2 pseudogenes are annotated in these 754 nt (G+C 36.5%); one reads left to right on the top strand and one right to left on the bottom strand.

Annotation, left to right across the window (positions count from 1 at the left end):
• A pseudogene (locus EXE10_RS21115) lies at positions 1–509 on the bottom strand (IS3 family transposase); the annotation flags it as partial.
• Positions 510–585: 76 nt separating this feature from the next.
• Here EXE10_RS21115 and EXE10_RS21110 point away from each other — a divergent pair.
• Positions 586–744 (top strand): annotated as a pseudogene (locus EXE10_RS21110) (IS3 family transposase); the annotation flags it as partial.
• Positions 745–754: the final 10 nt, after the last annotated feature.

Here is a 754-nt window from a genome sequence, read left to right as displayed (position 1 = left end):
CCCTTGACGATTCAACAAATCACGCATCATATGACTGCCTGCAAAAGAATATTGCATATGTAATTCATCAATACATCGCATCAGCTTCAGATCTGATGAGCTAACAGGTTTTGGGCGATAATAATAACAACCACGAGAGACTTTCAGTAACTTAGCTTGTTTAGATACTGAAATCTGAAGTGAGTGATCGATTAACTTTTGTGGTTGAAGCGGCTCAGTTTCTTCAACACACCTTCTAAAAAATCAATTTCTAATGCTTGCTCACCGATTTTTGCATGTAGCTTTTTAAGATCAATGGGGGGTTCTGATGGAGCTTTTGATTGATCGAAAGCTTGCGAGGAAGCTGAGATTAATTGATTTTTCCAGTCAATAATTTGGTTTTGATGAACATCAAACTCAGAACTCAATTCAGCAAGTGTTTTTTCTGCTTTGATCGCAGCAAGTGCTACCTTAGCCTTAAAGTCGTTTGAATGATTTCTTCTTGGTCTACCTGCTATAAAACACTCCATATATTGATGTTTATAACATCATTTGAGGAGCAGAGTATCACTTATAGGAGTTGTTCAAATTTCCGGATCCATCTCTGAAGTCTATTTGAAGGCTTACGATACGGTTAAACAAGCGAAACAATCAATTGCTGAATATTTGGATCTTTATAACATGATACGTCCTCATTTAAGTTTGAATAAGGCAACACCGAATGAATTTTATGATCAACATTTACTAGGGCTTGTTGAGAATTAACAAAGGCAAC

The sequence above is a fragment of the Acinetobacter sp. WCHAc060033 genome (assembly GCF_004209125.1).
In the GTDB taxonomy this organism is placed as follows: Bacteria; Pseudomonadota; Gammaproteobacteria; order Pseudomonadales; family Moraxellaceae; genus Acinetobacter; species Acinetobacter wuhouensis.
Note: the sequence above shows the minus strand (reverse complement) of the source record. Positions and strands in the feature narration are given on the sequence as shown.